At 61.5% G+C, this 17,370-nt stretch carries 15 protein-coding genes; 4 read left to right on the forward strand and 11 right to left on the reverse strand.

Translation table 11 applies throughout. The features are described 5' to 3' along the window. Positions 1 to 92 precede the first annotated feature (92 nt). The 8 genes from NKI17_RS03905 to NKI17_RS03940 all read right to left on the reverse strand — a co-directional run bounded on the left by NKI17_RS03905 (position 93) and on the right by NKI17_RS03940 (position 8,933). Positions 93 to 1,556: a lipopolysaccharide biosynthesis protein gene (locus tag NKI17_RS03905; protein WP_352568349.1), complete on the reverse strand. Its 1,464-nt coding sequence runs from the start codon at positions 1,554 to 1,556 to the stop codon at positions 93 to 95. Next, entirely contained in the window at positions 1,553 to 2,839 is a 1,287-nt protein-coding gene (locus NKI17_RS03910) for a glycosyltransferase (protein WP_352568350.1), read from the reverse strand. Before NKI17_RS03910 ends, NKI17_RS03905 begins: the two co-directional genes overlap by 4 nt. Positions 2,840 to 2,909: 70 nt before the next feature. Continuing rightward, positions 2,910 to 3,989, reverse strand: a complete 1,080-nt coding sequence (locus NKI17_RS03915; RefSeq protein ID WP_352568351.1) for a glycosyltransferase — start codon at positions 3,987 to 3,989, stop codon at positions 2,910 to 2,912. A 31-nt stretch (positions 3,990 to 4,020) separates the two neighbouring features. After that, positions 4,021 to 5,352, reverse strand: coding sequence for a UDP-glucose dehydrogenase family protein (locus tag NKI17_RS03920; RefSeq protein WP_352448451.1), 1,332 nt, complete (start codon positions 5,350 to 5,352; stop codon positions 4,021 to 4,023). An 85-nt stretch (positions 5,353 to 5,437) separates the two neighbouring features. Further along, positions 5,438 to 6,304: an endo-1,3-1,4-beta-glycanase ExoK gene (exoK, locus tag NKI17_RS03925; RefSeq protein WP_502894416.1), complete on the reverse strand. Its 867-nt coding sequence runs from the start codon at positions 6,302 to 6,304 to the stop codon at positions 5,438 to 5,440. A gap of 132 nt (positions 6,305 to 6,436) precedes the next feature. Beyond that, positions 6,437 to 6,838, reverse strand: a complete 402-nt coding sequence (locus NKI17_RS03930; protein WP_352577818.1) for a hypothetical protein — start codon at positions 6,836 to 6,838, stop codon at positions 6,437 to 6,439. Between the two features lie 269 nt (positions 6,839 to 7,107). After that, entirely contained in the window at positions 7,108 to 8,130 is a 1,023-nt protein-coding gene (locus NKI17_RS03935) for a glycosyltransferase family 2 protein (RefSeq protein ID WP_023676309.1), read from the reverse strand. A gap of 473 nt (positions 8,131 to 8,603) precedes the next feature. Beyond that, the gene (locus NKI17_RS03940; protein ID WP_245274682.1) at positions 8,604 to 8,933 is read right to left on the reverse strand and encodes an exopolysaccharide production repressor protein; all 330 of its coding nucleotides are present in this window, start codon (positions 8,931 to 8,933) and stop codon (positions 8,604 to 8,606) included. Positions 8,934 to 9,481: 548 nt separating this feature from the next. On the opposite strand from NKI17_RS03940, the gene NKI17_RS03945 reads away from it, so the two are divergent. Continuing rightward, positions 9,482 to 10,159: a sugar transferase gene (locus tag NKI17_RS03945; protein ID WP_023717993.1), complete on the forward strand. Its 678-nt coding sequence runs from the start codon at positions 9,482 to 9,484 to the stop codon at positions 10,157 to 10,159. A gap of 207 nt (positions 10,160 to 10,366) precedes the next feature. Beyond that, complete coding sequence (locus NKI17_RS03950; RefSeq protein ID WP_352795712.1) at positions 10,367 to 11,578, forward strand: polysaccharide biosynthesis/export family protein; 1,212 nt, start codon at positions 10,367 to 10,369, stop codon at positions 11,576 to 11,578. Between the two features lie 125 nt (positions 11,579 to 11,703). Here NKI17_RS03950 and NKI17_RS03955 read toward each other — a convergent pair whose 3' ends face one another. Beyond that, positions 11,704 to 12,975 carry an O-antigen ligase family protein gene (locus NKI17_RS03955; protein WP_352577819.1) on the reverse strand — a complete coding sequence of 424 codons (1,272 nt, stop codon included), beginning with the start codon at positions 12,973 to 12,975 and terminating at the stop codon, positions 11,704 to 11,706. A 328-nt stretch (positions 12,976 to 13,303) separates the two neighbouring features. Here NKI17_RS03955 and NKI17_RS03960 point away from each other — a divergent pair, with 328 nt between their 5' ends. Then, the gene (locus NKI17_RS03960; RefSeq protein ID WP_023676304.1) at positions 13,304 to 14,056 is read left to right on the forward strand and encodes an SDR family NAD(P)-dependent oxidoreductase; all 753 of its coding nucleotides are present in this window, start codon (positions 13,304 to 13,306) and stop codon (positions 14,054 to 14,056) included. 41 nt (positions 14,057 to 14,097) lie between these two features. Here the strand turns inward: NKI17_RS03960 and NKI17_RS03965 are convergent, their stop codons facing one another. Beyond that, positions 14,098 to 14,679 (reverse strand): DUF1349 domain-containing protein, encoded by a 582-nt coding sequence (locus tag NKI17_RS03965; RefSeq protein WP_352568352.1) that lies wholly within the window; start codon positions 14,677 to 14,679, stop codon positions 14,098 to 14,100. 38 nt (positions 14,680 to 14,717) lie between these two features. Beyond that, complete coding sequence (locus NKI17_RS03970; RefSeq protein ID WP_352568562.1) at positions 14,718 to 16,154, reverse strand: aldehyde dehydrogenase family protein; 1,437 nt, start codon at positions 16,152 to 16,154, stop codon at positions 14,718 to 14,720. A 177-nt stretch (positions 16,155 to 16,331) separates the two neighbouring features. On the opposite strand from NKI17_RS03970, the gene NKI17_RS03975 reads away from it, so the two are divergent. Next, positions 16,332 to 17,363, forward strand: coding sequence for a hydroxyacid dehydrogenase (locus NKI17_RS03975; RefSeq protein WP_352568353.1), 1,032 nt, complete (start codon positions 16,332 to 16,334; stop codon positions 17,361 to 17,363). Positions 17,364 to 17,370 lie beyond the last annotated feature (7 nt).

Here is a 17,370-nt window from a genome sequence, read left to right on the forward strand (position 1 = left end):
ACCTCTATCGCAGGACGAGCCTTCAGGCAGTGCTTGAGGAGCATGCGTCGGCGATGTCGGCAGGTGAGCTTTTGAGGCCGGTGATTGCCGGCCTAGCGGGCGTTGCGCATGGCGCTGGAAAGCGTGGTGAACAGGGCGCTGCGCGACTGGCGAAGGGCAAGCATGAGGACCAGGCCGATCGAATAATTGAGGGCAACCGCCAGGACCACCGCGAGCAGGTCTGACTGGCCGGTCAGCGATGCCGGCAACTCGCGGTACACGGACCAGGCAAGCAGCGACGACGCGATGAAAAGTCCCTGCATGACCAGGAAGTCGGCTGCGGTCACCGGGCCGACCCGGTGGACAAGAACGGCAAGCACCGGGACGCGCAGCACATAGCCGCTGATCGCATAGGCCGCCGCGACACCGACGGCGCCCCAGTGCAGGCCGATGATGAAGGCGGCGACCGTCGTCAGCGACGAGTAGATGCCCCAGTGGAACATGGTCTTGGTCTTGCCCTGGCAGATGAAGATCCAGCCGGTGGTGCTCGAGACGGACTGGATCAGGCTGGCGATGCCCAGCCAGGCGAAGATCGGCGCCACCGCTGTCCAGCGCTCGCCGAAGAGAAGCCCGACGACCTGGTCCGACGTCAGCGTCAGCGCCGCGATGCCGGGCATAGTGATGGCCGCCAGCATCCAATTGGTTCGCACATAGATGTCGCGAAACCGCGCCTTGTCCTCATGGATGCGGCTCAGCAGCGGCACCATCACGCGTGTCAGCGGCTGGTTGATGTTCTGCAGCGGAAACAGCAGGAGCTTGTAGGCGCGGTCATAATAGCCGAGCTCGATCGCGCCCGAATATTTTCCGATCAGGATGTTGTCGAGATTGCGCGAGAAGAAGTTGGCCAGATTGAAGCCGGTCAGATTGGCGCCGAAGGACAATATGTCGGTATCGACCTTCAGGTCCGGCCGCGACGGCGTCCAGCGCGCCACCTGCCATGCCGCGGCCAGCGCGACAACAGCCGATACCGCAGGGCCGATGACCAGCGACCAGTAGCCCAGCCCCGCATAGGCGGCGATTGCGGTAGTCGCAAGTCCGGCAGCAGCGGTTATCACGTCGTTCAGCGCGAGCTGGCCAAAGCGCAAGTGACGGTTCATCAGCGCCAGCGGCACCGCGGCGAGGCTGCCAAGCAGCAGCGGCAAGGCAGAGCCGATGGTGATCCCGACCATGCGTTGATCGCCATAGAAGGCAGCGATGGCGGGCGCCAGGCATGCAACCACCACGGCACTGCCCAGCCCCACCAGCGCACTGATCCAGAATACCTGGTTGAGCTGCTCGGTGCTGATATCCTTGCGCTGGACCACGGCCTGCTGCAGGCCAAGGTTTTGAAGCAGCCCGACAAAGGCCACGATCGGCCCGACGGAAGCCACCAGGCCGAAATCCTCGGGCACGAGCAGACGCGCAAGCACGATGACGGAGAGAAACTGGATCGCCATCTTGAAGCCTTGCGCGCCGATCGTCACCACGCCGCCGCGCAGGGCGACGCGACCGAACTGGGGGGGCGGGTTGGCGTTCATGCCGGCTGCCTGGCTTCGGCCAGCTGGGCAACGATCTGCGCAAAACGTTCGTTGAGTACGTCCGCGTTGAAATCCTGCTCGATCTTGCGGCGCGCCGCACGTGCGATGCGCTCGCATTTGTCCGGGTTCTCGGCCACCCAGACAAGCTTGCGGGCCAACGCCGCAACGTCTCGCTCCGGTGCGAGGAAGCCTGTCTCCTGATCCTCGATCAGTTCGGGAATGCCCGAGTGATAGGTGCTGACGACGATCAGCCCGGCGGCCATAGCCTCCATCAGCGCCACCGGAATACCCTCGAGATCGCCGTCTCGCGCGGCAACGCTGGGCAGCAGGAATACGTGGGCATCGCGCAGGCACTGCTTGACCTCGGCGTGCGGACGCGGCCCGAGGAAAGTCACCCGGTCGGCAATGCCGAGATTTGCGGCGAGCTTCTTCAACTCTTCCAGCAATTCGCCGCCGCCAATCACCGAATAGACCCAGTCGCGCCGCGGCAGGCTGGCGAGGGCGCGAAGGGCGAATTCGATGCCCTTCTTTTCGGTCAGCCGGCAGACCGAGATGAAGGACAGCGTGTCCCGGTCCCAGGAACGCCAATGGTAGCCGATCTCACCGAGCCGCACGCCCATATGGTGAACCATGACTTGCGCCGGGGGTGCTCCGACGCCGATCAGGGCGTCGCGGAAAAACGCGTTCACCGGGAGCTGGAGAACGCCCTTGTCGAAGACAACCTTGTAGCGCGTGAGCGTGTTGTCATGCAGCGGTTCGCCGACATCGCGGCCGTGGAATATGGTCACCAGCGGAGCGGAAATCCGGCCTCGTTTCATGGCGCGGGCGACGCGCATGCCGTTATTGCCGAAATGCGCGACGATCACATCGGCGTTCTGCAATTTGCGCGCAAAAGCGATGTCGATAGCGGTCGAGAGCTTATCCCAGAACCTGCCCGACCATCTCCTGAGCGTCGGGCGAAAGCGCCCCAGCCCGCCCCACCAGCAGACGACCTTGCCAGGGAGAGCCTGCCAGCGGCGATCGTCGATGTTGCTGTCCTTGCCGAAGGACGTCTCGTTGCAGACGACGCCGACTTGCATGCCGCGCTCGAGGCACCCTTCTATCTGGTCGAGGACGAAGGTCTCCGACAAAGAGGGGAACTTATCAACTACGAAGCAAATCTTCATCGGATGGACGATCTTTCGAGGCCGGTCGGCGATCTGCTCGCGCGGATGAGGGCTGACGCCCGTCGCCACCGTGCGAGGCGCCTCAAGCGTCTGGTGTTGTGCGTGTCTTTGTCCCAAGGCAGCTCCCACCCCGGTCAGGCGCGAGAGCCGGCTTTTGGGCAACGTGCATGGCTTTGGACGAAATGCATCAGGCGGCACGCTCCAGCGCGCCTTGCCTGGCGCGGTCGAGAACGCCGAGAAAAGTCGCGAACTGGCTGTCGGGGTTCATTTGGGGCCGCTCCGAAAACAGCTGCGCCGCCGCCGACAGCCGATCGTACTCGGCCTTGTCGCTCCATAGTCGCCTGACCGCGGCGACCCAGTCGTCGAGCGGTGCATCATAGTCGAGCACCACGCCGCCGGCGCCAATCGCTTCCGGCAGGCCGCCGCGACGGGACCCGACGACTGGAATGCCGCTGCAATGGGCCTCGGATGCCACCCGCCCCCAGGCTTCTTCCCATTTGCTGGGCGCCAGCAGAATCTTGGTGCGGCCATAGACGGTCTTCATGTCGCTGGTGCGGCTTTCCAGCCTGACGTTGCGCAGCGGGGCGATGATCTGTTCGATCTGCGCCCGATGGTCGTCGTCGAGCTTCCAGCTTTCGACGAACAGGAACGGAATTTCTGGGCATTGGCCGGCGATGCGCACGGCGAGTTCGAACCCTTTTTCATTGTAAGGATTGATCAGCGTGACGAATTCACCGGTGGTCGGCGTGCTGTAGAGCCCGGGATTGATGGTCGGCGGGATCACGGTCGAATCGATGCCGAACCTTTCCTTATAGGTGCGCGCAGTGAATTCGGAGTTGGCGATATAAAGCGCCGAATGCAATTCGCGCAGGTCGCCGGCCAGTTCGTGGAATTCGACGTTCCGCAGATAGACCACCAGCGGCACGCCGAGCGCCTGCAGCGCCTTTCCGATCGGCACCGATTTGTGGCACTGCACGACGGCGACATCGGGATCGAGCCGTTCGACCGCGAAGCGCGCCGCCTCCCAGGGAAACCATGCCCGCACGACCGGATAGCCGGGATAGCTGTCGATGACCGCTCGCTGGCGAAGCAGCTTCATCTTGGCGCGCGCCTTGAAGCCGAACATGCCGTCACCGAACAGCGCCGCCAGAACCGAGGCGTCATGACCGTGCTCGCGCAGCTGCTCGACCAGATGATGCGTGCTCGACTGAACGCCACCGCTGAACTGCGGCGTGTAGCCGTTGCCGCCCGCAAACAGAACTTTCATGGACCTGGCTCCTTGCTGGACCGCCCTAGCGTCACGCCGCCATTCTGCCGATGCTGTGGTATTCGATGCCGTGGCGGGCGATGACCTTGGGGTCGTAGAGATTGCGTCCGTCGAAGATGACGGGCGTGGTCAGCGCGTTCTTCAGCGCATCGAAAGACGGCGCGCTGAAGCTTTTCCACTCGGTCACGATCAAGAGCGCATCGGCGCCTCGCAGCGCGGCCTCCTTGGTGCCGCACAGTTGCAGGTCGTCGCGCAGCCCGTAGATCGCCTGGCATTCCTGCATCGCCTCCGGATCATAGGCCTGCACATTGGCACCAGCGGCCCAGAGCGCTTCCATCAGCGTGCGGGCCGGGGCCTCGCGCATGTCGTCGGTATTGGGTTTGAAGGCCAAGCCCCACAGCGCAAATGTCTTGCCTTTGAGATTGCCCTTGAAATAGCGGTCCACCTTCTCGAACAGGACCGACTTCTGCTGGTTGTTGCGCTCCTCGACGGCACGCAGCAGCTTGGCGTCGAACTTGACGGCCTCGGCGGTCTTGATCAGGGCACGCACATCCTTCGGGAAGCATGAGCCGCCATAGCCGAGGCCCGGATAGATGAAGTGGTAGCCGATCCGCGGGTCGCTGCCGATGCCCTTGCGGACCTCCTCGATGTCGGCACCCAGTTGCTCGGCTAGGTTGGCCATTTCGTTCATGAAGCTGATCTTGGTCGCCAGCATGCAATTGGCCGCATATTTGGTGAACTCGGCACTGCGCACGTCCATCACGATCATCTTTTCGTGGTTGCGGTTGAAAGGCGCGTAGAGCTCGCGCATCACCGCCTCGGTGTCCTCGTTGCTGGTGCCGACGATGATGCGGTCGGGCTTCATGCAGTCGCTCACAGCGGACCCTTCCTTGAGGAATTCCGGATTGGAGGCGACGTCGAAAGCCAGATCCTCGCGCCCGCGCGCCTTCAGCGTTGCGGCGATCCTGGCCTTTATCCTTTCGCAGGTGCCGACGGGCACGGTCGACTTGCCGACGACGATCTTGGGCTCGTCCATCTCACGGCCGATGGCCTCGGCGACGGCCAGCACATATTTGAGGTCTGCCGAACCATCCTCGCCCGGCGGCGTGCCGACGGCGATCATCTGAATCTGGCCATGCTTGATCGCCGCGGCGGCGTCGGTGGTGAACTTGATGCGGCCGGCGGCATGGTTCTCCTTGACCATATTTTCGAGCCCGGGCTCGAAGATCGGGACATGGCCCTGGTTGAGCCGTTCGACCTTTTTTGCATCGATGTCGACACAGACCACCTGATGGCCGACTTCGGCAAGCACCGCCGCCTGTACAAGACCGACATAGCCGATTCCAAAGACAGTCAAATTCATTCGGTTTCATTCCTGTTCAAGGCTTCGGGCCTGTTCGAGCTTCGGTTTTCCGACCACCTTCGGCCCGGCCGGTTCAGATGCGCTTCTAGTTTGTGTTGCATGCCAGCGATTCGGGGAATTGGCAGGGCTGGCCAAGTGCGGTGAATGCAACGCGATCCACCTGCATGGTGAGCTTGCGGCCGGGATCGGAGAACGGCCCCATCCAGCCCTTCATCGTATCGCTGCCCCACAGGCTGAAATAAATCCTTTGCGAATGGGTGGGCAGCTTCGCCGGATCGGTGATCTCGTGGACAAGCTTGCCGTTGACGTACCAGCGCAGCCGGTCCTTTTCCCAGACGAAGGCGTAGTCGTTGAAGGCCTTGTCGGTGCCGCCAGCGACGTCGACCAGTTTCTCGTTCTTGCCTTTGCCGGCTATGTAGGCGTTGACCTGAACCTTGGACGTGTCCTTGGTCAGCACCTCGAAGTCGATTTCATCATGCGGCTGCTTGTCGGCATCGCCGACGAAGCTGAAGAATGCCGCGTTGACGCCGGAGCCCGTGTCGGTCTTCATCCGCGCCTCGTAAGTGCCGTAGCCGAAGCGCTGCTTGGTCTGGATCTCGGCGCAGGCGAATTCGCGATCCTTCAGCTTGCGCTTCTCGAAACCGAGCGTCAGCATGCCGTCGGAAAGCCCGATCAGGCTTTTGGACCAGGTGCAGTTCTGATGCTTGCCGTTCGTCCAGCCGTCGGAAATGTACCAGCGCGCGCGACTGAGGCTGGTGAAATCATCGACAAAGGACGGCGCGGTTGGGAGATCCTGGGCGCGCACGGGGACCAGGCCCGCAACCATGCTGCCGAGAACGACCAGCAGAAACGCGCCGTCTGAACGGAGCCGCTGCAGCTTGCCTGGGATCGGGCGCGTGAACGGGGTGCCGCGGGTTGCCGGGGCGGACGTGCTTTTAGGATCTGTATTCATATCAAACTCACCTTGTGCTGTGCGCCCCCAAAGCGATCGTTCGAACCGTGACGAAACAACCTGATCTTGACCTCTGTCGCTCCCAAGCTCCGTGTTGTGCCTAAAACCATTGCGCCGACCCGGAGTGTTCGCTCAGCCTGTGCCGGAATCGGCGGGCTTCACAAAATCGGTCCTTATGTCGGGACCGTTCTGCCGCTTCTCCTCGAAGAGTTCATCCAGCGAATGACGGAGATCCTTCATCATCTGCATCTGGCGCGACAGCGCTGCGATGCGCCGCTCGCAATTCAGGATCGACCTGGTCAGTTCGCCGACTTCGGAAGACCTGCGAGAGGAGACCGCTCCGTTCTCCATCGCCTCGACCAGAAAGGCGGCATTGGTAGCCGTCGTCCTGTAGCGGTTCTCAAGGCCGCTCTTCTCCGCCTCGACTTCGGCCGAGATCTGGTCCAGCAGCTTTGCCAACCGATCGAGGCGCGAGGTGTCGGTCTGCGTGTCGCGCGCCGGATCTCTCGATCGGAAGCGAAAGATCGAGGCCATGCAGTCAGCGCCCCATCATCGTCGAGCTGGTGAACGGCCTTAGTGCCCGTCCACATTCAAAAGACATTTCTTGCATCGTCCAGCTCCTCCGACAGGGTATGTCTCGGGCCAGTTCGGTTGGCCGTCCAAAATTGCTGCACCGCAACATAGATTGCCATTCCCTGCGCGGATAGGCAACCACCTAGATCGTAAACTCATGAATCTCGTTGAAACGGTCCGAGCCGACCGAAGGGTAAGGGAGTAGCTACCGCCGTCGCACGTTGACGGGCCTAGCTTTCGCTGGCCGTGCTGGTTCCGGCCATGAGGAAGCGCAGCGGCGGCACATGCTGACGCTTCGCGGCGAGGCCGGCGCGGCGAAACAGCGCATCCAGCTTATCGGAGGCGACGCCGCGGACGACGGCTGTGAGGTTGGACGAGCCGGCCAAGGCGTAGGCCGCGGCCGGCGCCAGCCCGCGCTCAGCCTTCACGTCTAAAAACTTCCGCAACCGGTATTTGTCGCGGATGTGCCGCTCGTGCCTTCTCAGCGCAGCCTTCGATGCCTCCGGCAAACTGTCGATCGCAAGCAGTGCCAGGTCGGCATCGGCCAGATGCTTCAGGTCCTGGGTCTTGTGCCGTCCGCTCAGCGAATCGGCGCGCACGATCGCGCCGTAGCCACAGGATTTGATGACCTTGAAGCGCGCGCCATGGGCAACCGCGCGCGCATAGAGTTCATAGTCTTCACCCAGGCGCAGCTTCTCGTCGTAGCGCAGCCCATGCCGATCGAGAAAGGCGCGGCTGATCACTGGCTTGAGGAAGCCCAGTTCCCCGCGTTGCACACGGCGCCTGGAGATGTTGGCGTCGATGAAACCCTCGAAATCGAGGAATTCCGGCTCGGGCGAGAACGGTGGAGCAACGATTTTCGAAACGTCGGTTGCCGCGTCATCCCTGACAAGCATGATGTTGTCTGCGGCGAAATCCCAATCGGTGCTGGCGAACAGTCGGTGAAACCTGCCTTCGAAAAAGAAATCATCAGCGTCCAGAATGCTGATGAACGGCGACCTGGAACCGGCTATCGCGGCGTTGCGTGCAAAGGATGGGCCGCGATTGACGTCGAAGCGGATGACGGAAAGGCGGCCCGTGCCGTCGCCGGCCGCGTGGGCGACTTTCGCGGTATCGTCGGTAGACGCGTCGTCGACGACGACAACTTCCGCAACCTCAGGCTCGCGTAATGCCGATGCAATGGCAGCCGGGATTGTCCGCGCCGCATTGCGGGCGGCGATGATCACGCAGACCTGGAATGATGTCATGGACATGCCTCTCGATTGCAGAAGTCGTTGCGGATTTCCTCGCCCCGTCCGCTCAATGCCCCACCGCCCATTCTGAAATGCATCGGCCCAAACGCATATGCTGCAAGTGCGAAGCAAGCATCGCCAAAATCATCGGCGCCGTCCAGTTTTTCATTTTGCTGGGTGTCATGGCCCGGTTGGGCAGGCGGCGAGCCTCAATCGGGATGGCTCCAGAAATGCGCCGCTTGGCAGAGCCGTTCCTACACGCTCCATCAGAGCGCTCGACTGGCAGAAACCAGTTGCTGATCCTCGCCGACCGGACGGCGGCGGGGCGGAGCGAGCGCGTCGAGGCCCGCAGTGTCGTCGAGGCCCGCAGTGTCAAGGAATTGAAAGAACAGGAATGCCGACTGCCGGTGTTGTTGAGGCGAGCAATTCGTCAGAGGACCGGCGAGCTTAACCACAGGTCACATGGACATCGCAGACCGCGGCCAGGCCCGAAATCAGTGAAGGCCTCTCCTGGCGCTGAGTTTCTCGCCTTCGGCCGCTTCGTTCGAACTCAGCTTTCGTTCAGCGTCGCGAATTTTGTCGGCCGGGGTCGGGGCATTTCTGGCGACCATGGCAAAGACCAGCAGAAAATAACCCAGTTGGATGACTATGGCACAGCCGATGACGCGAAACAGCGTCGTACCGAGCGAGGCGCCGCCCAAATAGGACCAGACGATCACGATCGCCAGCGCAAAACACATTCCGATAATGAACTTTGGCAGTGACATACCCGATAGCCCATCAACCGGCTCGGGAAAAAATGTCGACAAGCCCACCCCGAGCACCTCCCTTAAACTCTGCGAGCTTATTTAGGTTGCCCGCTTCTGGCCGGTTGCTTCCGGCCTAGCCCAATCTGTCCATAGTCCGACAGAAACAATTTGCAACTCTATTGAGCCGCGCAATAGGCGGCAAGGGCAGCTGCGGAATAATTTTGAACGAATCCTCGGGATCGACTCTGCCATGGTGCAATGCACACATTGGCATCACCACTGATTGCCGGATATCGACCAGCTCCAGTAAGATTTACAATATTGACTAGTAATTTGTCATAACATCAGTCGTTTCTTTGAAATTCTAAATGACGGCGAAGCTCCACTGCAGGGTATAAAGAGCGATTCGCCTAAAATCAGCCCCAAAATTGGACTAGCTTTTCCAAAATTGCCCATAATCTGTCTCTTTTGTGACATAAAGGCGAAATTTTGTGCAGGACGAGTTTATTATTTAGTCAGTTCATGACGCGACTATTACAGCCGTCTGGGAAATTGTGTGTTGCGCTGCAACATTTTTTTGGTATCGTGCGGTAAACCATCCGTTCAACGTATGGAGTTTACGCATGAGGGACGTAGCCAAGCCGGCCGACGCGGATTTTTCGCAGGCCGGCGTCGATTTTCCGCCACCGATTGGCGGCCTGCTCAAACGCAGCTTCGATATTGCCGGTTCGCTGATCGGCCTGGTCGCTCTCAGCCCGCTGTTCGTGATGATAGCGCTGCTTGTCAGGTTTTCCGATGGCGGGCCGATTTTCTATGGTCACAGCCGGATCGGCCGCGGAGGACGGATTTTTCCGTGCCTCAAGTTCCGCACCATGGTTCCAGACGGCGAGCGGGTGCTTGCTGCCTATCTCGCCGCGAATCCGGAGGCCAACGCCGAATGGATAGCGACCCGCAAGTTGAAGAACGACCCGCGGATCACGCGCGTCGGAGCGGTGCTGAGGAAGCTCAGCCTCGATGAGTTGCCGCAGATCATCAACATCCTGCAGGGGGATATGAGCCTGGTCGGGCCTCGTCCCGTGGTGCGCGATGAGCTGGAGATCTATGGCAATTCGGCCGTCTATTACCTGAAATCGCGCCCCGGCCTCACCGGGCTCTGGCAGGTCAGCGGACGCAACGATGTTTCGTATGACAGCCGCGTCGCATTCGACAGGCACTATGTCGAGAACTGGTCGATGTTCGAAGACATCCGCATCATCATCAAGACCGTACCTGCGGTCTGGATGTCGCGAGGCTGCTACTGACGGCCGCTTGCTGGCCGTGCATCGAGGAGCGACTGTCCAGAATTCGGGCCCAGAACTCAGGCCCCTAACTCAGGCATCGGCAGCTCATCGGGCGGGGCAAACCAGATCGGAAACGCTCAGTTGAAAGCAGATATAATCGATATCTTTTGCACCGGCATTCTCTCCAGACGCATGCGGCGAGTACGGCTTTTGACGACTTGCCTTACAATGGCCACCGGCCTGACGCTGTCGCTAGCCCTGCCACAGTTTGCCTTCGCCGACGACTATCGCCTAGGAGCACAGGACAAGCTGACCATCCGCGTGGCGGAATGGCAGACCGTCGAAGGCACGTTCCGTGACTGGTCGGCCATCAATGGAGAATACACGGTCGGCCCCGCTGGAACCTTGTCGGTTCCCTTCGTCGGCGAGATGCCCGCATCCGGCAAGACGACTTCGGAGATCGCGGCATCGCTCGGTGAGGCGCTGCAGCGCAAGCTCGCTCTGGCCGACAAGCCGGAGGCTTCCGTCGAAATGGCGCAGTACCGGCCATTCTACATCTCTGGCGAGGTGCAATCGCCCGGCCAGTATCCTTGTGTGCCTGGGTTGTCCGTGCTGAAAGCGATGAGCATTGCCGGCGGAGCCCGGCGGAACCCGGAGAGCGGACAGCGCTACGACCGCGACCTGATCAATGCCAAGGGCAATTTCGACGTACTACAAGACCAATTGGTCAGGCTGACCGTCAAGCGCGCCCGCATCGAAGCGGAACTAGCGGACAAGCCGACATTCGTGGTGCCGAAAGAGGTGGCCGACGATCCGAAGCTGCCCAGCATCGTTGCCGATGAGACGGCGATCCTGGCGGCCGACCAGAAGAAACTCAAGCTGCGCTTGCAGGCGCTCGACGATTTGAAGGCGCTGCTGCAGAGCGAGATCGATTCGCTGCAGAAAAAGATCGTCAACCAGCAGAAGCAGGTCGATCTGGCGAAGGAGCAGCTCAACGGCATCGGCTCGCTGGCGCAAAAGGGCCTGGTCGTCAACACGCGGGTTTTGAACTCGCAGCAAACCATCGCCGACCTTGAGGGCCAGATCCTGGATTACGAAACGGCGATTCTCACGGCCAAGCAGTCGATCAGCAAGGCCACCCAGGACGCCATCGATCTGGAGAACACCCAGAACTCCAGCCTCGCGACCGACCGGCAACAGACGGAAGCCGATCTCAACGAGGTGACGCTGAAGCTGAATATGGAAAAGGCCTTGATGTCCGAAGCCTTGTCGGGCAGCCCCATGCCGCAATTCTACGGCAACAACGAACCAGCGGCCTTGTCATTTTCCCTGGTGCGGGTGGTCGACAGCAAGACCAGCGAAATCACCGCCGATGAAGACACGCCGGTGCTGCCAGGGGACGTGATCAAGGTCAAACCGGCGCCCCTGGCCATCCAGTAGCTTCTTTCCACCGGAGCAAAGCACCAACCCCGCAGGCAGCGGTCTGCGGGGTTTTTGCGTTTGGGATGTTATGGGTCAGAAAACAAGGCGGCCTTCGGGCAACGAACCGCCTGGATCCGCCCGCTCTAGCCTCGCACGGCGTCCGGTTCCTCGAGATGGTTCACGGCGCTCCACCGGGAAGGAGCGACGGCCGGCACCCTCACCAGCTTGAAGTAGCTGTAGTACAGCAGGAACGATCCCATGATGTAGGGATTGAGGGTCTCGACCTCGACGAAGGATCGGATGAACAGAAGCACCATGACGCCGGCAAGAATCACGGAGTCGGCTTGCCATGTCCTGAATATCAGCGCCGAGACGTGACCCCAGAGCGTGCGCAGGATGATCAGCGAAAGCAGTGTCGCGCCGACGAAGCCGAGTTCCACCAAGGTCTCGATGTAGGTGTTGTGGAAGTGGAAGCCGCTTCGCGCGGCGATATAGAATTCGTTCCACAGCCGCTCGGCCTCGGAGAAGCCCTGCACCCAATAAGCCGCGTAGCCGACGCCGAGGATGGGCGATTGCTGCGCGGCATTCCAGCCCTGTTGCCAGAGGTAGGTTCGTCCGGTGAGCGTCGAATCCTTGCCGAAAAGGCCAAGGACAACGTCCATCAGCCCGAGATTCAGCGCAATCACGGTGCAGGCGACCAGCCCGCCCGCACCGATTATGAAAATCACCCGGCGATGGCGGAGCGAAAGCAGCTTGCCGATGGAAAGCAGGGCGACCAGAGCGAGAACCGCCGGGGTCGACGCCATCGAAGTGGCCGAATGCGACACGACCAGCAGATAGCCCGACAGAAGGACGATCGGTACAATCAACAAAAAGCTTATGCGTCCGCGCCTGAGAAAGGCGAGGTAGACAACGCAGAAATAAATGCCGAGCGATGCGACAAAGCCGATCTGGTTCTTGGAGCTGAAAGCGCCGACGAAATTATACGTCCCGTCGAGAACGTCGTAGGAATAACTTGCGACCTTGAGCGAGTAGAGCAGGACGACGAAAATCCCGATCAGGGCGCCTATGGTCAAGGTCCGGACGCTGACGGTGCGCGCGGCAATGTAGGCGCAGGCGATATGGGAGCAATATTGGACGGCCGTTCTTGCCGTGGTGCCGGGAGCCGCCGACCAGAACACCGAGAAGCAGACATAGGTTGCAAAGGCCAGCGGAAGCCAGGCGCTGGAAGCGTGCCTTAATATCTTGCGGTAGTCGACCAGGATGAGCGGTAGCCAGACCGCATAATAAGCCAGGATCATGGCCTGGCCGAAAATGGTCGAGTAGGAGAACGCCCAGATCGAGACGGCAACGGCAAAGCTGCCATAGACCGTGTTCTTGTCCGGATCGATCAACAGAGATTTTGGAATCTTCATCTCGATAGCGGTTTTCCGTCCTTGCAGCTCAATGCCGATTTCATGGGCCGCTCGTGGGCCGATTCGTCGGATCGATGGGAGCCTCGCCTGCAGGCGCTCGCATTGTGCAGTGCAATATAACCCATCCGGCGCCGCCTGTCACCCGGATGCCAACCGGGCGCGTCGTTCCAGCCGTTCTCTCCATACCGGGCGAGACGATTTGGCCAGAAGGCAGTGCCGTACAATTGACCGGTGCTGGCCCATCATAAGCTGTTCTGAGGTTGCAAGTCCGCGCTTGAACTTGTCCTCCGTTGACTTCACATTCGCCGCCGATTGGGAGGAAGACCACATGCCGATGAGTTTCGCGGGACGATTTGCCGGACGATCTGCTGTTATCACCGGCGGCGCCTCAGGCATCGGCCTGGCCGTCGCGCAAAGGATCACTGACGAAGGCGGGCGTGTTTCGGTCTGGGATCGCGATGCCGCCCAGATCGAGCAGGCCAAGGCCATTGTTCCAGGCCTGCACAGCGTCACCTTAGACGTCGCCGACCCCATAGCGGTCGAAGCCGCCGCCGGAGAGACGATCGAAGCGCTTGGCGCGGTCGATGTCCTTGTCACCAGTGCTGCCATCACCGGGCCGAACATGACGACCTGGGAGTATTCGGTGGAGGATTGGCGCCGGGTCACCGACATCAACATCAACGGAGTCTTCTTCTGCAACAAGGCGCTGGTCCCGCATATGCTCGAACGCAATTACGGCAGGATCATCAACATCGCCTCGATTGCCGGCAAGGAAGGTAACCCGAACGCCTCGGCCTACAGCACCTCGAAGGCGGCGGTGATCGGCATGACCAAATCGCTCGGCAAGGAACTGGCCAAGACCAAAGTAACGGTGAACTGCGTCACGCCGGCGGCCGTGCGCACCGCGATCTTCCAGCAGATGAGCCAGCAACACATCGACTTCATGCTGTCCAAAATACCGATGGCGCGGTTCGGCGAGGTCGAGGAGGTGGCGGCGCTGATTTGCTGGATCGCGTCCGAGGAATGCTCGTTCACGACGGCGGCCGTCTTCGACGTCTCCGGCGGCCGGGCGACCTACTGAGGCGGGGCCGGACGCAAACCGCCCGACCGGATCGCGGCGCCTCAGTCGTGAAGCTCCCGCGAGATCGGCGGGCCGATCGAAAAGTCGCTGAATGTCACTTCGAAGCCCTCGCGCTGCGGCGAACAGCACATCATGCCGACATCGACCGTTTTCGACGGGGGGAAATAGGCAAGCCGCACCGGTTTCCAGTGCTTGCCAGATGCGTCGCGATACTGGACGCGGATCGTCTCGGCATGGCGGGTCAGGCGGATCCTGACCCCGCCGGGGTCGGCGGGAATGCTGGCCAGCGACCAGTCGGAGGCATCGTTGGTGACGACGACGGAAAAATACATCAGCCCGTCGGTGTATTCGATGCCGGCCTTGATCCAGCGCGTCTCGCTCAGGCGGACCATAAGCCCGGCCTGATCGTAAAGCACCTCATAGTGCCCCTTGACCGTGACTTCGGCGCTGAAATCGCCCTCGACCTCACGATAGAGGAAATGGCCATTGTCGCGCCAGAAGCCGTAGAACGTCTCGCGCCAGAAGTCGGTCTCCTTGCCGGTCCGTACATGCACCGTATTGTTGCCGAAGGCGTGGTGCGGCGGCGGATTGAGCCAGGTCAGGTCCGTATTCTCAGATGTCATCGATTTGCTCGCCTGCCTGGCTGGTCTGCCGCCTTTTCTTAGCCGGCAAACGTGTAAGCGGTCTTCACCATGGTGTAGAACTCTGCGGCATAGCGGCCCTGCTCGCGCGGGCCGTAGCTCGATCCCTTGCGCCCGCCGAAAGGCACGTGGAAGTCGACGCCGGCCGTCGGCAGGTTGACCATGACCATGCCGGCTTCCGAATTGCGCTTGAAGTGCGTGGCATGCTTGAGGCTCGAGGTGCAGATGCCGGACGTCAGCCCGAACGGCGTGTCGTTGGCCACCGCCAGCGCCTCGTCATAATCCTTGACGCGGATGACGTTGGCGACCGGGCCGAAAATCTCCTCGCGCGAGATGCGCATGGCGTTGGTGGTTTCGGTGAACAGCGCAGGCTGCAAATAGAAGCCGCGGGTTTCGCGATCGAGCCGCTCGCCGCCGAAGGCGAGATCGGCACCTTCCTGACGTCCGATGGCGATATAGTCCTCGTCCTGTTTGAGCTGGCTCTGGTCGACAACCGGCCCGATCTGCGTCTTGGCATCGAGAGCGTCGCCGACGACCAACTTGGCCATGCGGTCCTTGAGCGCCTCGACGAAGCGGTCGTGGATGCCGTCCGTCACCACCAGGCGGGACGACGCCGTGCAGCGCTGGCCGGTCGAGAAGTAGGCACCGTTGATTGCGCATTCGACGGCGACGGCAAGGTCGGCATCGTCGAGCACGACAAGCGGGTTCTTGCCGCCCATTTCGAGCTGGAACTTGCGCATGTGCTCGACGCTGGCGGCGGCGACGCGCTTGCCGGTGCCGACCGAGCCGGTGAAGGTGATGGCGTTGAGGTCGGGGCTATCGAGCATCGCCTGGCCGACCACCGAACCTTTGCCCATGACCAGGTTGAGCACGCCCTTGGGCAGGCCGGCGCGGTGCAGGATGTCGACAATAGTCCAGGCGCTCTCCGGAACGAGTTCCGCCGGCTTGAAGACGATGGTGTTGCCGTAGGCCAGCGCCGGAGCGATTTTCCAAGCCGGGATGGCGATCGGGAAATTCCATGGCGTGATGATGCCGACGACACCGACCGCTTCGCGGGTGATCTCGACGCCGACGCCGGGCCGCACGCTCGGCACCAGCTCGCCCGACAGGCGCAGCGTCTCGCCGGCGAAGAAGTCGAATATCTGGGCGGCCCGCACAGTCTCGCCGATGCCCTCGACCAGCGTCTTGCCTTCCTCGCGCGCCAACGCCTGGCCGATTTCATCTTTCCGCGCGGTGATCTCGTCCGACGTCTTCCTCAGCACCGCATGGCGTGCCAGCAGGCCCGATCGGGACCATGCCGGAAATGCCGCTTTCGCCGCCGCGATGGCCTGCCGGGCGTGCTCCGCGCCCCCCGATGCATATTCGCCGACCACGTCGTCGAGATTGGACGGGTTGATGTTGCGGGAGCCGGCATCGCCTACCCACTCGCCATCGATGAGGTTCTTTCGAAACGGGATCATGTTGCTGTCTTCCTTGTCGTCCTTCGATCGCCGTCTATCTGGACCACCGACCGACGCACCGCAAGGCCGAAGAAGGCAAACTTCTCCTTCTCGACAGGCATGTGATAGGTGTCGGGGGCGGGAAAAGACGATTCTGGTGTGATGCGACGCGGATCGCACGGGAGGTAAAGTATCATGTCCGACAGCGCCTTGCCGCTGGTGATCAGCGCACCCGAACCGCGCACGCTCGACCTGATCTTCACGCCGGCTGCGCTGGCGAAATTTCGATCGAAATACCGCATCGTCGAAACATCGCCCGAAGATGTCGCAGCCTTGCCGGCTGATGTGCTTGCCGAAACCCGCTACATCGTCGGCCAGCCGCCGATCACGCCGGAGACGCTGGAGAAAATGAAGGCGCTGCGCTGCGTCTTCAATGTCGAGAGCAACCTTATCGACAACATGCCGTACGAGGCGCTGTTTTCGCGCGGCATCCATGTCGTCACCACCGGGCTGGTGTTTGCCGAGCCGGTGGCCGAGCTCGGCCTTGCCATGGCGCTCAACCTCGCCCGCGGCATCGTCGACGCCGATCTCGCTTTCCGTCACGGCAAGGAGCTGTGGGGCGGCGACGGCAACCGGACGGCGCGGCTTCTTTCCGGCGCGGATGTCGGCATTATCGGCTTCGGCGATCTTGGCCGTGCGCTCAACCGGCTGCTGTCAGGCTTTCGCACGCGGACAAAAGTCTTCGACCCGTGGCTGCCGCCGTCGATCCTTATCGAAAACGGCGTCGAGCCGGCCTCTCTCGACGACGTTCTGTCGAACAGCGATTTCATCTTCGTCGTCGCTTCGGTGACCAGCGAAAACCAGGGTTTCCTTGGTGCCGAGGCGTTTGCCAGGATGCGCAAGGGAGCCGCTTTCATCCTGCTCAGCCGAGCCGGCGTGGTCGATTTCCCGGCACTGATGGACGCCGTCCGCAGCGGCCATATCGTCGCCGCCAGCGATGTTTTTCCTGAGGAGCCTCTGGCCCAGGATCACCCGGTCCGTACATTGCCGGGGTTCCTGCGCTCCGCCCACCGGGCCGGCGCGCTTGACATCGCCTTCAAGCGGATGGGCGACATGGTGCTGGAAGACATGGACCTGATCGACCGCGGCCTGCCGCCGATGCGTTCGAAGCGGGCCGAGCGTGAGACCGTTTCGCGAATGCGTTCGAAGCCGGTCGACAAGAATTAAGCCGCCT

Source organism: Mesorhizobium sp. M0816, from assembly GCF_040320005.1.
Classification (GTDB): Bacteria; Pseudomonadota; Alphaproteobacteria; order Rhizobiales; family Rhizobiaceae; genus Mesorhizobium.

Bases quoted from the DNA above. Each gene is read 5' to 3' on its own strand.
- NKI17_RS03930 (WP_352577818.1), bottom strand. From the start codon at position 6,838: ATGGCCTCGATCTTTCGCTTCCGATCGAGAGATCCGGCGCGCGACACG.
- NKI17_RS03955 (WP_352577819.1), bottom strand. From the start codon at position 12,975: ATGAAGATTCCAAAATCTCTGTTGATCGATCCGGACAAGAACACGGTC.
- NKI17_RS03905 (WP_352568349.1), bottom strand. From the start codon at position 1,556: ATGAACGCCAACCCGCCCCCCCAGTTCGGTCGCGTCGCCCTGCGCGGC.
- NKI17_RS03935 (WP_023676309.1), bottom strand. From the start codon at position 8,130: ATGTCCATGACATCATTCCAGGTCTGCGTGATCATCGCCGCCCGCAAT.
- NKI17_RS03965 (WP_352568352.1), bottom strand. From the start codon at position 14,679: ATGACATCTGAGAATACGGACCTGACCTGGCTCAATCCGCCGCCGCAC.
- NKI17_RS03945 (WP_023717993.1), top strand. From the start codon at position 9,482: ATGAGGGACGTAGCCAAGCCGGCCGACGCGGATTTTTCGCAGGCCGGC.
- exoK (WP_502894416.1), bottom strand. From the start codon at position 6,304: ATGAATACAGATCCTAAAAGCACGTCCGCCCCGGCAACCCGCGGCACC.
- NKI17_RS03915 (WP_352568351.1), bottom strand. From the start codon at position 3,989: ATGAAAGTTCTGTTTGCGGGCGGCAACGGCTACACGCCGCAGTTCAGC.
- NKI17_RS03975 (WP_352568353.1), top strand. From the start codon at position 16,332: ATGTCCGACAGCGCCTTGCCGCTGGTGATCAGCGCACCCGAACCGCGC.
- NKI17_RS03920 (WP_352448451.1), bottom strand. From the start codon at position 5,352: ATGAATTTGACTGTCTTTGGAATCGGCTATGTCGGTCTTGTACAGGCG.
- NKI17_RS03950 (WP_352795712.1), top strand. From the start codon at position 10,367: ATGGCCACCGGCCTGACGCTGTCGCTAGCCCTGCCACAGTTTGCCTTC.
- NKI17_RS03960 (WP_023676304.1), top strand. From the start codon at position 13,304: ATGCCGATGAGTTTCGCGGGACGATTTGCCGGACGATCTGCTGTTATC.